This is a genomic window from Pantoea rwandensis (assembly GCF_002095475.1).
GTDB lineage: Bacteria > Pseudomonadota > Gammaproteobacteria > Enterobacterales > Enterobacteriaceae > Pantoea > Pantoea rwandensis.
In genome coordinates this window covers 113746-127306 of sequence record NZ_MLFR01000012.1, presented here as the reverse complement: position 1 = coordinate 127306, position 13561 = coordinate 113746, and the positions used below count along the sequence as shown (strand labels likewise).

15 protein-coding genes are annotated in these 13561 nt (G+C 50.0%); 8 read left to right on the top strand and 7 right to left on the bottom strand.

Features of this window, described 5'->3' with window-relative positions; translation table 11 throughout:
• Nucleotides 1–6: 6 nt before the first annotated feature.
• The 3 genes from HA51_RS13480 to HA51_RS13470 are packed head-to-tail and all read right to left on the bottom strand — an operon-like array spanning nucleotide 7 to nucleotide 3540.
• The gene (locus HA51_RS13480; RefSeq protein ID WP_084934994.1) at nucleotides 7–1002 is read right to left on the bottom strand and encodes an ABC transporter permease; all 996 of its coding nucleotides are present in this window, start codon (nucleotides 1000–1002) and stop codon (nucleotides 7–9) included.
• Nucleotides 999–2501 carry a sugar ABC transporter ATP-binding protein gene (locus tag HA51_RS13475; protein WP_084934993.1) on the bottom strand — a complete coding sequence of 501 codons (1503 nt, stop codon included), beginning with the start codon at nucleotides 2499–2501 and terminating at the stop codon, nucleotides 999–1001. The genes HA51_RS13480 and HA51_RS13475 overlap by 4 nt, the downstream gene beginning before the upstream one ends.
• A gap of 10 nt (nucleotides 2502–2511) precedes the next feature.
• Complete coding sequence (locus tag HA51_RS13470) at nucleotides 2512–3540, bottom strand: substrate-binding domain-containing protein (protein WP_084934992.1); 1029 nt, start codon at nucleotides 3538–3540, stop codon at nucleotides 2512–2514.
• A gap of 287 nt (nucleotides 3541–3827) precedes the next feature.
• Here HA51_RS13470 and ampC point away from each other — a divergent pair, with 287 nt between their 5' ends.
• From ampC to HA51_RS13450, 4 genes are all read left to right on the top strand, one after another.
• Complete coding sequence (ampC, locus tag HA51_RS13465) at nucleotides 3828–4946, top strand: class C beta-lactamase (protein WP_084934991.1); 1119 nt, start codon at nucleotides 3828–3830, stop codon at nucleotides 4944–4946.
• 237 nt (nucleotides 4947–5183) lie between these two features.
• Nucleotides 5184–5483, top strand: coding sequence for a putative quinol monooxygenase (locus tag HA51_RS13460; protein WP_084934990.1), 300 nt, complete (start codon nucleotides 5184–5186; stop codon nucleotides 5481–5483).
• Nucleotides 5484–5609: 126 nt separating this feature from the next.
• Nucleotides 5610–6005, top strand: a complete 396-nt coding sequence (locus HA51_RS13455; protein WP_084934989.1) for a VOC family protein — start codon at nucleotides 5610–5612, stop codon at nucleotides 6003–6005.
• Between the two features lie 82 nt (nucleotides 6006–6087).
• Nucleotides 6088–6579 carry a P-loop nucleotide/nucleoside kinase family protein gene (locus tag HA51_RS13450; RefSeq protein WP_084934988.1) on the top strand — a complete coding sequence of 164 codons (492 nt, stop codon included), beginning with the start codon at nucleotides 6088–6090 and terminating at the stop codon, nucleotides 6577–6579.
• 1 nt (nucleotide 6580) lies between these two features.
• Here the strand turns inward: HA51_RS13450 and HA51_RS13445 are convergent, their stop codons facing one another.
• Together HA51_RS13445 and HA51_RS13440 are read right to left on the bottom strand one after the other, a co-directional pair.
• Nucleotides 6581–7060, bottom strand: a complete 480-nt coding sequence (locus HA51_RS13445) for a hypothetical protein (protein ID WP_084934987.1) — start codon at nucleotides 7058–7060, stop codon at nucleotides 6581–6583.
• Nucleotides 7057–7824, bottom strand: coding sequence for a winged helix-turn-helix domain-containing protein (locus tag HA51_RS13440; RefSeq protein WP_245840212.1), 768 nt, complete (start codon nucleotides 7822–7824; stop codon nucleotides 7057–7059). The genes HA51_RS13445 and HA51_RS13440 overlap by 4 nt, the downstream gene beginning before the upstream one ends.
• Before the next feature lie 352 nt (nucleotides 7825–8176).
• Between HA51_RS13440 and HA51_RS13435 the strand changes: the two genes are divergently transcribed.
• The 4 genes from HA51_RS13435 to HA51_RS13420 all read left to right on the top strand — a co-directional run bounded on the left by HA51_RS13435 (nucleotide 8177) and on the right by HA51_RS13420 (nucleotide 11655).
• Nucleotides 8177–8830 carry a helix-turn-helix transcriptional regulator gene (locus HA51_RS13435; RefSeq protein WP_158087370.1) on the top strand — a complete coding sequence of 218 codons (654 nt, stop codon included), beginning with the start codon at nucleotides 8177–8179 and terminating at the stop codon, nucleotides 8828–8830.
• A gap of 163 nt (nucleotides 8831–8993) precedes the next feature.
• Nucleotides 8994–10256, top strand: coding sequence for a DUF1479 domain-containing protein (locus HA51_RS13430; RefSeq protein ID WP_084934984.1), 1263 nt, complete (start codon nucleotides 8994–8996; stop codon nucleotides 10254–10256).
• 42 nt (nucleotides 10257–10298) lie between these two features.
• Nucleotides 10299–11039 carry a DeoR/GlpR family DNA-binding transcription regulator gene (locus tag HA51_RS13425; RefSeq protein ID WP_084934983.1) on the top strand — a complete coding sequence of 247 codons (741 nt, stop codon included), beginning with the start codon at nucleotides 10299–10301 and terminating at the stop codon, nucleotides 11037–11039.
• Nucleotides 11040–11103: 64 nt separating this feature from the next.
• Nucleotides 11104–11655: a GNAT family N-acetyltransferase gene (locus HA51_RS13420; protein ID WP_084934982.1), complete on the top strand. Its 552-nt coding sequence runs from the start codon at nucleotides 11104–11106 to the stop codon at nucleotides 11653–11655.
• Here the strand turns inward: HA51_RS13420 and HA51_RS13415 are convergent.
• Together HA51_RS13415 and HA51_RS13410 are read right to left on the bottom strand one after the other, a co-directional pair.
• Complete coding sequence (locus tag HA51_RS13415) at nucleotides 11641–12597, bottom strand: sugar-binding transcriptional regulator (RefSeq protein WP_084934981.1); 957 nt, start codon at nucleotides 12595–12597, stop codon at nucleotides 11641–11643. The two genes, HA51_RS13420 and HA51_RS13415, sit on opposite strands and share 15 nt — an antisense overlap.
• A 24-nt stretch (nucleotides 12598–12621) precedes the next feature.
• Nucleotides 12622–13560 carry a sugar phosphate isomerase/epimerase family protein gene (locus HA51_RS13410; RefSeq protein WP_084934980.1) on the bottom strand — a complete coding sequence of 313 codons (939 nt, stop codon included), beginning with the start codon at nucleotides 13558–13560 and terminating at the stop codon, nucleotides 12622–12624.
• Nucleotide 13561: the final 1 nt, after the last annotated feature.

The window sequence follows — 13561 nt, the reverse complement described above, 5'->3', positions numbered from 1 at the left end:
TCATCCTTATGCCGCGCGATATTTATTCAGCAGATGGTCAATCGATACGGCAGCCAACAAGATCAACCCTTTGATCAGGTCTTGCCAGTAGACCGACACGTTAATCAGAATTAGTGAGCTGGTGACGATGGAGAGCAGGGCTACACCCAATACCGCACCGAGGATGGATCCGGTCCCGCCTTTCAAACTGGCACCGCCAATCACGGCAGCAGCAATCACGTTCAATTCCATACCGACGCCAAAGGTGGGGGTAGCAGAACCGAGACGCGCCATGTAGATGATGCCCGCGACGCCTGCCAGCGTGGAAGTCAACACCGTGACCCACAACTTGATTCGATTGATGTTGATGCCTGAATAGGCTGCAGCACGTTCATTACTGCCGGTGTAAAACACCTTGCGGAATAGCGTGGCCTTGCGCAGCAAAAAGTCGAAAAGGGCAACCAGCACGAAGAACAGAATGATGACGAAGGGGATGCCCCACAGCGCCCCCTGACCAAGAAACTTGAAGCTGGCTGGAAGGGTGAACAGTGAAAGCGGGGTACCTTGGGTAATGATCATACATAACCCGCGGACTATCACCATGGCTGCCAGTGAGGCGATAAAGTGGCTGAGGCCAATTTTGGTGACCGTAAGTCCCATTAACAATCCCACTAATGCGGCAGCGACAATACCGCCAAGGCTGGCAAGCCAAGGGTCGATTCCACTCAGAAAGAGCTGGCCTGCAACCACCATTGAGAGGCATACCACCGCGCCGACAGACAGGTCGATACCGCCGACAATCAATAGAATGGTCATGCCGATCACCACAATGCCCTCAATCGAAAACGACAGCAGCATGGCTTTCATGTTGGCCCAGGTCAGGAAATAGGGTGAAGTAAAACTCATCACCACAAAGATCAGCGCAATAATGACGATCAAGCCGATTTCGCGCTGTTTATGCAGACCGCCGAACAGGGACAGCCGGGATTTTCCAGCAGTGGGCAAGGTCGTGTTCATGGTCATAGGGCCTCCGCTTGCGTTGCGATGCCAGCTGCGAGCCGCATCAGATTCTCTTCTGTCATCGCTGCTCCCGTGACTTCACCACTGATTCGTCCTTCATGAATGACAATAATGCGATCACAAAGTCCGATCAGCTCAGGCAGTTCCGACGAAATCACAACCAAACCGACCCCGTTGCCTGCCAGATTAGCGAGTATTTGATATATTTCCGCTTTAGCGCTCACATCCACGCCACGTGTGGGCTCATCCAGAAACACGATTTCCGGCTGCACCGACAGCACGCGTGCCAGCGCCACTTTTTGCTGATTGCCACCTGAAAGTGACGATACTGGGTCGCTTAGCTTGCCGCGTTTTAGTTTGACCTGCTGTGCCAGAGCTTCCGCTTGCAGACGTTCACGACGCGGGCTGAGCGTTAAGCCGTGATGGCTGACAGCACGGATGTCCAATGCGGAGATATTCCAGTCAATTGGCATCGCCAGAAACAGTCCCGCGTCTTTGCGATCTTCAGATAAATAGACCATGCGCTGCTGAATACTCGCCGCATAATCCTTTAATCGCACCGGTTCACCTTTAATACGGATACTGCCGCGAGTGAGCGGCTGCAGTGCGCAAATACCCTGCGCAATCTCGCTGCGACCAGCACCCATCAAGCCGCCAATCCCGAGGATTTCCCCCGGACGCAGGTTAAAATGGATATCGTGAAAGCGTTTCCCATCACTGATATTCCGCACTTCCAGTAAAGGCGGAGCGTCATTGACGGGCCGTTTATCAGGGTAGAGTTGTGACAACTCTCGGCCGACTAATCGCGTGATCACCTCATCTGCCGTCATGCTAGCGAGGGGGGCACTGTGAACGGTACGGCCATCGCGCAGGATAGTGATGTGCTGGCAGAGCGCGAAAATCTCCGCCATGCGATGGCTGATATACACCACCGTCATGCCCTGATCGCGCAGTTGGCGCACAATGCTAAACAGCGTCTGCGCTTCTGGCTCGGTGAGGGCAGCGGTGGGTTCGTCGAGGATCAGCAGCCGGCAATCTAACGTGAGGGCTTTCGCTATCTCAACTAACTGCTGCTGCGACAGCGACAGCTCACCCACCTTTTTACTCACGGGAATAGGGGCGAGGCGGTTCATCACCTGCTGCGCGCGTTCCCGCAACGCTTTGTGTGGTAACAGCAGGCCGCGCTGTTGATGTGCCATCCAGATATTTTCATAAATACTGATATCCGGGCACAGGGCGATCTCTTGGTGTACTAAACCGATGCCCAACTGCTGCGCTTCACGCGGTGAGCGGATGGTCACGGGTTTCCCATCCAGCCATATTTCACCGCTATCCGGGCGCAGGATGCCGTCAATGATGTTCATCAGGGTCGATTTTCCGGCTCCATTTTCACCCGCCAACGCGTGAATCTCACCGGCCTGCAATGTGAGGTCGACCTCCTGCAATGCCTTGACGGCACCAAAACGTTTACTGATACCGCGCAGTTCCAGCAGTGCTGTCATGATCGGCTCCTTACTCGTTAATGCCTTTGGTGCCACGGCGTTTCAGATAACTATCCCAACGAAAATCGTCGGCATTGTCTTTAGTGACAACCGCGTAACCGTTATCAAGAATGGGGAACGAGAAGGGATTGACGCCTTGACGTTTAGCGTCATTCATTGGGTCAATGAGCTCTGGATGAGCGGCAAGGAATAGAGTCATAAAGCCCATATAACCCTGAATACCCTGATTCGGGTTGATGGCACCAAATACCTGTCCGCTTTTGATCATATCCAACACTTTGGCATTGACGTCCACCGTCATGACTTTCACTTTGCCGCCATTTTCCGCCACCGCTTGCGCAGCACCAATCGCCGAACTGGCTTCCGGCATAAAGATGCCTTTCAGATTGGGGTGAGCTTGCAACATCGACAGCACAGCGTTGTAGGCTTTGGAAGGGTCCTGATAAGTTGCCGCGCGCGCCACTAACTTGCTGTCGGGGAATGCCGCTTTCATTTCATTGACGAATGCTGTGACTCTGCGGTCGTGGTTATCCTGGCCGGGATTCTCTAAAACGGCGAATTCGGCATCTTTACCCATGGCTTTACCTAACTCATCTGCCGCAGCTTTTCCTTCACGGAAGTTGTCAGACGTGATGTAGGCGACGCGTTTACTGTTGGGCGAATCAGCAGCAAAAGTCACTACCGGAATGCCCATTTCGGCAGCGCGGTTGATCGGCTCAATAAAAGGATCAGGATTCATGGGATGAAGGAAAATCCCCGCCGGTTTTTGTGCCAGAATCTGTTCAAAGCTGGCTAACTGTTGGTTGACGTCATAAGCGGGAGTCCCACCGTACACCGTTTTACAACCCAACTGGTGCGCGGCTTGTTTGAACATTTCATAGACCGGAAACCAATATTCAACACCGGTTACCATGACGTTCATGTAGTAAGTTTCGCCGGGTTTGCAGCGAAATTGTGGTGTGTCGTCGGCAGCCTGTGATGTGCTGACAAGTGTGCTGGCGAGAGTGAGGCCAGCCAGAATTGAGGCGATCTTTCTCATGTTTTTCCCCGGAGCAGACGCTGAATATTGAAGGCTCAGCCGTGACAACTAAACGCGGTAAAACGAGCCGGGGTAGGTGCTGAAAATTATTTCTGATGCCTGAAATAATTTTCATAAGCTATAAAAGCTGGCGGGGAAAAGATCAATTAACGGTTAATGAAATGTTTCATGGTTGTGATCACCTTCACTTTCTCAGTGTTAGCACAACATTGGGTTTGGCGATTAATTGGCAGGATTTTATAATCACGCGCTGAAATCATGTATTCACTGAACGAAAAGGAATTTTCATGCTTAAACAACTGACGGTATTGGCGTTGCTGGCGGGTGGCAATGCACTGGCGCACGCTGCTTCGCCCGACACCATCATTAAACCATTAATGCAGCAATATCAGATACCTGGCATGGCTGTCGCCATTCTGCATGACGGTAAAACTGAATTTTACAATTACGGCGTGGCGTCAAAGGAAACCCTTCAGCCAATTTCAGAGCAGACGCTGTTTGAGATGGGTTCGTTGAGCAAAACCTTTACCGCGACATTAGCCAGTTATGCTGCACAGCAGAAAAAACTGCAGTTTAGCGATAAAGCCAGTCAATGGTTGCCAGAACTTAAGGGCAGTGCATTTGATCAGGTTTCGCTGCTGAATCTTGCTACGCACACCGCCGGAACGCCTTTATTTGTGCCTGATGAGGTGACGAATCAGCAACAGCTGATGGACTGGTATAAACACTGGCAGCCAAATGCCAAACCCGGCAGTGTGCGAGTTTATTCCAATCTGGGTATTGGCATGCTGGGGATGATTGCTGCAAAAAGTCTGCAGCAGCCGTTCATCAGCGCGATGGAGCAACAATTGCTGCCGGCCATGGGCATGCACCACACCTTTATTCAGGTGCCCGCTTCTGCCATGGGCCAGTATGCACAGGGTTACAACAAACAGGATAAGCCGGTACGTGTGACGCCTGGGCCGTTGGATGCGGAGTCTTATGGGCTGAAATCCACCTCCGCCGACCTGATACGTTGGCTTTCTATTCAGCTGAACGAGCAGAAAGTCGCCCCTGAATGGCAGCAGGCGATTGCCCGCACGCATCAAGGCTATTACCAGACCGATGCCTTCACTCAAGCGATGATGTGGGAATATTATCCGCTGCCTGTCAGCCAGCAACAGCTCGTCGATGGCAACAGCAGTCAACGCATCTTGAAAGGGATGTCAGCGACGTTAATCTCGCCACCACAGGCAGCTCCTCAACAGGCGTGGTTTAACAAGACAGGTTCGACTAACGGTTTCTCAACCTATGCCGTGTTTATTCCGTCACAGAAAATTGCCGTCATTATGCTGGCGAATAAATGGTTCCCGAATGATGACCGCGTGGTCGCTGCGGATAAAATCATTCAGCAATTGAGCAAGTAAAGCTTAACCCAGGGCGCAGATTGCGCCCTGACGCTATTTTCGGGCATCCAACGCCAGTTTAACGGCCATTCCCGCCAATATGGTAGCCATCATCCAGCGTTGCATGCCTTGCGTTAGTCATCACTGATTATGCCGTGAATGCTTCGTCGCAGACAACGCACGTTTTCAGACTGACAGCGGGAATAAGCTGGGTTAATTTGAGTCTGCTTTTATTTTTTATTTAAAAGGGAGATGAATATGACGGTTCCTGTTGTTGCACTGCTGACTGCAAAACCAGGCTGTGAAAATAAAGCTGAGCAATTATTTCGTGGTGTTATTGAAGAGACATTACGTGAAGAAGGATGTATCACTTATCAGCTGAATATTGACAGCAAAAATCCACGTCGCTTTGTCTGGACTGAAGAGTGGGCCAGCCAGGCTCTGCTGGATAAGCATCTTCAAGCGCCACATATTGTCAAACTGTTCGCCGACCTGGAGCCTTTATTAGAACAGGCCGAAGTCGTGGCATTACGTAAAGTTGCGGGTGGCAACGCGTAACGAATGATGAAGCAGGCTGCGGTCTGCTTTTTTATTTTCTGAACGAAGCGAGTCTGAAATGAGATACGCGTCGTCAGTGGTTTGATTCACAGGCCTGATATTGGGTAGGGTATTCAGAGAGAAACGATGAGAACACAAAAACGTTGTATGGGTTATGTTGCGATTGTGGTGGATGACTACGATCGTGCGATTGAATATTACACGCAGAAATTAGGTTTTCATTTAATCGAAGATACACCACAACCGGGTAAGCGCTGGGTCGTGGTGAATCCAAACCCGCAAAGTGACTGTAACCTACTGTTAGCGCAGGCATCCAACGAGCGCCAGCAGGGTTTTGTTGGCAACCAATGTGGCGGTCGCGTATTTCTGTTCTTGCAGACGGATGACTTCTGGCGCGATTACCACCAGATGAAAGCCAACGGCGTCACGTTCTGTGAACAACCGCGTGAAGAGGAATATGGCATCGTGGTGGTATTTGAAGATATTTACGGCAACCGCTGGGATCTGTATCAGAACAAATAGTGGGCTCATTAGATTTCGAGATTAAAATAGGTTTTTTGAGCACCTTTCTATCAAAGAACCACAATAACCCTGCGAGACCATTATGCTTATCACCTTCAGTGGCTTACCCGGTACGGGAAAAAGCACCATCGCGCGCTTGTTAGCCCGGCAGTTAAGTGCAGTTTATTTGCGTGTCGACAGTGTTGAGCAAGCGCTTCGCGTAGCAGATCAACCTATCGGCCCAGAAGGCTACTTTGTAACCTATGCCGTCGCACGGGAGAATTTGCTATTGGGCTCCACGGTGATTACGGATTCCGTTAACGACCTGATGCAGATTCGTGATGCCTATCGTGATATTGCATTACTGAGTGGCACCGCGATTCTGGAGGTGGAAATCATCTGTTCCGACAAGAATAAACATCGTTTTCGTGTCGAAAACAGGGTTGCAGATATCAAAGGCCATATATTGCCAAGCTGGCAGGCGGTGGAGCAGCGTGAATATCAACCCTGGCAGCGTGATCGGCTGCAACTGGATAGCGCACTGTTATCAGCGCAACAGTGCGTAGATCGTATCGTGCTGGAGATGCACGGATAGATCAAAAAGTCGGCTTCATGCAGCGATTCAGGGGGCGATAGTGGAAACCTGAAATTAGTTGGCTCCCCACTTTAAAGAGATAAATCCGCGCGCTGAATTTCTCATCGGCCAGCGGATCAATATATTTTCCGACTAGCGGGTCTTGTGTGTCGGGTCCAGCAATGCGGAATGATTTTTCAGTTGATGCCGTCAAAGAGTCAATGTGATAGGTGTAATCAAGATTGACTGTTCTATCCACATTGATCTTTCGCTCATCGCCTTGCGGTGAAATAAAGGCCAGGTAAGCATTGAGATGACCTTCACGGCTACCCCGCAGGATGTCCCAATATCCATGACTGATCACGGTACGTTCAGGCTCATCGTAAATGATTAAGGTTTCGCTACGACAGTCACCGGAGAAGGGTTGTAGCAAATAAGGCAACGAAAACCACCCCAAGAACATCATCAACAGGCAGCTCGCGGCAGTAAAGGCAACTTTCATGGGTGATTTCTCCCAATAACCGCCATCGATTCACAGTCAGAAGTTTCTGCTTCAATGTCGCCATTGCAGATAAATAGGTTTATCGAATTGCCATGGTCAGAATTGATGTAAATCTTACTGTTTTGTGTGGTTTGTATTTTCATCTTAATAAGCCAATAGTTCACGCGGGACATCAACTCGGCATTATTGTTTTCTACGTAATTTGAAATATAGAAGATGCGTCCGTCTTGGTTAACGGCTTCGCTGTAATGAAGTGGGTGAATAAACTGTTGACTGCGAAGATAAGCACCCGTAGCAAAGAACAAACAAAATAAGAAGAGAACGAAAATAATCAGTTTCGGTTGAGATGCTTTTTGTTTCACAGCGATGGGGGAGTGCTGTAATGGATAAGTGTTAGGATGATCCTCCTCCTTTACAGTTTCAAACGCCGAACGCTGTTCAATCATCAGAAATTCATGGGTATCTGGCACGACATTGATGTAGTCAGGTTTTAATCGATAACCCGCATAACCCTGTGTTTCGAGGATTTCCTCCACGACACCTAATGACGCAAGAGATTTACGGAGGCGAAAGAGGGTTTGTCTGACAGTATTTTCTGATACCACAGTACCATACTGTTTCCAGCAGGCATCTTGTAGCCTCTCTTTGGAAATAATTTCACCTGCGTGCTCACACAGAAACGTCAGGCATATTTTGCTTTGCCTGCTGAGTAGCACTTCCTTATCTCCTAGTCGTATAAGACCAGAATCGGTAAAAAATAACATATTCAAGTTCGACCTTGACCTCACTACACACAGCAGGCGTTTCAACCTCAGATGCGATAAGTATAACATGAGTCCCAAGAAGGTCTTCTGGGCATTTTAGGGCGAGGAAAAGCTGTTGTAACCGCTTTGTCACCACTTCAAAGGATTGATTTAAATGCTTATTATTTACAGCTGGTGACTTATGTGTGACATGAGCGCCGGTGTGTTGAAAGCGGCATTGCCGATGAATAATATTCGCATCAGATTAATCGCATGTCCTGAGTTAATATATTTTTAAAAGTGTTATCTAAATGTACTGCGATTTTATTGATTTGATTTTTTAATGCAGCCTTTACAGAAAGAAGCGAGAGATATGCTTAATCATAAAAACAAAAACATAATGGTCATCACACCTAACCCTATTACTTACTACGGTATCCGCGCGATGCTAACGACGCTTCCATACATTAATGTGGCACACTGCCCGATCCATTTCCGTGATGAAGCACCCACTCATATCGAGAGGGGCATGCATATGGTGATTATTGATACTGAAATTGCGAATGCTGATATTATTTCGGAACTCATTAAGTCTTGCTCACTATCATCGTCGGTTGTTATTTTGACTCATGCACTAGATTATAAAACAACGCAGAAATATAAGATGATGAATGTGCGTGCAATACTACAAAGAAAAAGCAGTCAAAAAGAGGTTGAAAGTGCAGTTTTCTCTGTATTAGAGAATAATGAATGGGGGTTCGAAGACCACCCTCGCCAATTAAGGCGCGGCTTTACTGCTAGAGAGTTATCGCCTTCCATAAAAGATGAGCAGGCGATGCTGTCTTTATCTGCCACAGAAAGAACCATTATCCGTTCAATTTATCGTGGCAGGACGGTCACTGATATCGCTGTCGCTAAAGAGAAGAGTATCAAAACCATCAGCAGCCAAAAACAGGCCGCTATGCGCAAGCTTAATGTGAAGAACCTTGCGGAACTCCATGTTCGCTATCATCGCTATCTCGATTAACTTCCTGTGTTCGAAACTCCCTTCACGCTTCATACGAAAGCTTAAAGTGACGGTTTAATGTGACTGATATCATAAAATCACGCAATTTATGTTGGTTAACTGCTGTTCAATTGTTATGAATGAAGCGTAAATTAGTTTCGAACGAAGAAATCGGAGCAACGCTATGAACACAATCTTCACCTCAGAACAACAACCAGATGATTTCAAACACAACGTACGCTTGATGAAGAGAGTGCTTAGAGAGCAAATCGGCGATGTCGAAGGGCTGTTTGAGCAAGTGAGAAGCAAAATTGTTAACGAGATAGCGGCAGCACGTGCAGAAGAGGCGCAGAAAGGCACTGCATGGCCGCAACTCAGCTGGGATGAGATCGCAGAAGGTCGCGTAAGCGATGAGGTGAAGGCGCATATTCGCCGTCGTGGTTGTGTGGTGGTGAAACAGACCTTCTCGCGCGACCAGGCATTATGCTGGGACGAATCGATGCTCAAATACCTTGATGACAATCATTTCGATCAGGTCTATCAAGGCCCGGGTGATAATTTCTTTGGCAGCCTTGATGCGTCACGCCCCGAAATCTATCCCATCTATTGGAGCGAGGCGCAGATGACGGCGCGCCAAAGCGATGCGATGGCAAAAACACAATCATTCCTCAACCACCTCTGGACGTTCGAATCCCAGGGCAAACGCTGGTTTGACCCTGACGTCAGCATTATCTATCCCGATCGTATTCGCCGTCGCCTGCCTGGCACTACATCGAAAGGTTTGGGTGCACATACCGATTCCGGTGCGCTGGAACGATGGTTATTACCGGCTTATCAGAGGGTCTTTGGCAAGATCTTCAACAATCAATTCGACCAATATGATCCTTGGGATGCCGCACATCGTACCGAGGTGAATGAATACCAAGCAGGCACCACCACCAAATGCTCGGTATTTCGCACCTTCCAGGGCTGGACTGCGCTGTCGGATATGCAACTCGGCCAAGGGCTGCTGCATGTGGTGCCAGTTCCAGAAGCCATGGCGTATATGCTGCTGCGTCCGCTGCTCAAAGATGTGCCCGAAGATGAACTCTGCGGCGTTGCACCGGGTAAAGTGCTACCGGTTTCAGAGCAGTGGCATCCAGAATTGATTCAGGGCTTGTGCTCTATCCCTGCCATGGAAGCTGGTGATTCGGTGTGGTGGCATTGTGATGTGATCCACTCTGTGGCGCCGGTTCAGGACCAAAAAGGCTGGGGTAATGTGATGTATATTCCGGCTGCTCCCATGTGTGAAAAAAATGCTGCTTATGCCGCTCATGTCGCAGAGTCATTGGCAACGGGCGCATCACCGGGTGATTTCCCTAAAGAGGATTATGAAGCCACCTGGCAGGATCGCTTCACTGTGGAATCATTGAATGTGAACGGACGCCGCAGTCTCGGCTTAAGTTGAATTTCTGGTAAGCTTGGTGAAAATTTAAGGACAGCAGGTGTTATGAACGCACGTCATCAGCAGATTATCCAACTGGTTAGCGAACGCGGCAGTGTAAGCGTCAACGAACTGGCGCTTACTACCGGTGTTTCAGAAGTCACCGTGCGCCAGGATCTCAATGTGTTGGAAAAGGGCGGCTTTCTGCGTCGCGTGCACGGTTCGGCCGTAACGCCAGAAAGTGATGATGTGGGTGCACGAATGCAGACGCGTTTTGCTGTGAAAAAACGTCTGGCAGAATATGCGGCATCTCTGGTGAATACAGGTGAAACGGTGTTTATCGAAGGGGGCAGCACGAATGCGTTGCTAGCACGCGAGCTAAGTGCCCGTGACGATATCACGATCATTACCGTCAGCCACTATATTGCCGGTTTACTGCGGGAAAAGGGTGGGGATGTGATTATCCTCGGTGGCCTGTTTCAGAGAAGCAGCGAGTCAGTAGTCGGTCCTTTAACACGACTGTGTATTCAAAATCTTAATTTCCACAAAGCCTTTATTGGTATCGACGGCTGGGATGCAGTCACCGGATTTACCGGCCGAGATATGCTGCGCTGCGATGTCGTCAATGCGATCATGGAAAAGCAAACGCATACCATTGCATTGACCGACTCGTCAAAGTTTGGGCAGATTCATCCCTACTCGCTGGCACCTTCACACCCTTTTAAGCAGGTGGTCACCGACGCAGAATTGGATGAGGGGTTTCAAAAAGCGTTTATCCTGCAGGGGACAATATTAAGCCTGGTGTAGACGTTCGTTATTGATTGTTCCTGCCGTTAAATTAAGACGTTACCCAATTTGCCGAAGGAATAGCATGTTTTTCGATATTCACTCCCACCGACTGCGCTATCGTCAAATCAACGCTGAAGATTGGCCGTTCTACCTTGCGCTGCAACACGACGAACAGGTAATGCAATTTGTGGCCGATCGCCTGCCTGAAACGACCATTCGCCGCGAAAAGTTCGAGGTGAGATTACCTGAGTGGCGCATAGGCAGCACCCACTGGCTGTGCCTGGTGATCATGGAAAAGAACAACACCACGCCGCTGGGATTGACGGGATTTATCGACCGGGGCGAGGGGATTGCTGAAGTCGGATTTATGTTGGCAAAATCAGCGCAAGGTCAGGGGTTTGGCGCGGAATCATTACGCGATATCAGCCAGTTTGCACTACGTGAATTAGGCTATCGCAAGTTGGTTGCCACCGTGACGGCTGGTAATGAGGCCTCACGTAAGACACTGCTGAAAGTCGGGTTCCAGCAAGAGGGCACACTGCGGAAAAGTTTTTTCCTTGGCGGTGAGTGGCGTGACGATTGGCTATTGGGTTTGCTAGCGGATGAGTTTCACGCTGAACTAGCCCCCGATTAACGCCTGCGCCGTTAATTCATCGGTAATTAAACCGGTCACCAATCCACTGGCCAGCACCGCGCGGATGGCCTCCACTTTCGTTACGCCACCTGCCAGCGCCACAATTTCTGCCCGATGAGCGAGATCCAATTCAACTGACAGCGTACGGGCAGTCAAACTGGTATGAATCATCTGTCCATGCGTATCAAAGAAGTGCCCCAACAATTCGCCCACGGCGCCAGAGCGAGAAATATCGTTGATCTCTGTTTCGTCAATCATACCCGCCTCAACCAGCTGCGCGGCGGGCTCCACGGTGCCGATGCCGACTAATTTAACTTCACTTTGTGCGGCCATCTCAAACACTTCGCTTACCCCGCGTTGTTTGAGCAGCACTCCACGGTCTTCCTGCGTATTGGCAAAAAAGGGAACCGGCATCATATAAGCCTGCGCGCCGGTTTTTTCAGCGATACGGTGCATGACGTCGTGAGGATTCAGCGCGTAGTTGCGGGTTAAACAACCGAGCAATGAAACGAAACGCATATGGGGGGCTTCTATGCGTGGGAGTTGATGAATGGCGGCGGACAGGGTGCGGCCATGGCCTAACCCCAGAGTAATTGACGGTTGCGTGCTAAGCAGATTTCGCAAGTAATCGGCACCAGCCATGCCTAAAGCACGCACGGGCAAGCCCTCTTCACCAAGATCCGGCGCAACGTGGCAAAAGTTTAGACCGTACTTATCCCGAAGCTGATCTTCCAGTGCAACACAAGCCACGATATCGCCATCAATCGACACTTTTACCGCGCCTTCCGCGACCATGCGCGCAATCATGCGATGCGTTTTGACCGAAGGCAATCCGAGGCGTTTAGCCACTTCAGCTTGTGTTAGACCGCCGACGTAATGTAGCCAGGCGGCACGCAAGGCCAGAGAATCATCGCGTTCAGCGGATGTTGGAGCCGGTTTCATGTTTATTTCCTGATGAAGTTGGCCTTAAGAAGCCAGGTGCAAATCCTGCACGCCCGTATCAATGTGCGCCGCCCAAAAAGCCACGCTTTCCGCGATATCTGCCACCACTTGTCGGTCGGTGGGTTCACGCTCCTTGAAACTTAACTCAAGGCAAATCTCATTATCTTGTGCGCCACCCCGCGCCAGCGCCTCAAGCAAAGGCTGCGGTTGGATACGGCCGCCCGCATTGTACTGCAATGTAAAAGGTCTGTGACCGCCTTTATCCATCATGCTCTGTTTGATATGAATAATCGGCGAAAAGCGGGGCACCGCTTCGGCCCATGCATAGGGGTCATAATCACGCGGATCGGCTGAAGTGACATCACCATGATCGATATCCGCCATCATCCACATCGGCAAAGCGAACGACTCGCTGCTCAAGCGCTGCTGCAACGCGAGACACGCGGGAATGGTTTCACCGAACTCGCGCCCAATGCTCATCGGTTCCCAAAACAGATATTTCAATCCTGCGGCCTTTGCATGTTCTGCTACCTCGGCCCAGCAATCGATAGCGATATCCATCAGCGCTTCACGCCGGTTAACATCATTGAAATCCTGCTGAGTGAAGATAGCGAACTGCGAACCCACTGCATCACCGCCCAACTCGGCAGTGATATCAGCAAAGGTCTTAAACCAGTCAACATAGTAGCGGCGCACCTCGACGTCAGGGTGGCCAAAATGATTGAGGCGACCATAAGGTCCAGTCATGCCCGATGTCACGCGCACACCCGTCTCACGCAGCGCTCGCTGCATAAGGCGTGTCATGCGCTTGATGGTTGCGGCAGGCCAACCGGGATTAATAAACTCGTGGGTGAGTTGCAGGTCACGAATGCGGATCTGCTGCGCCACGGTGTAAATCAAGTCCTGCGGTTCAGCAAAACGATTCACCAGCGGATTGGTATTGAGTGAGAGCGTTAACGGCATA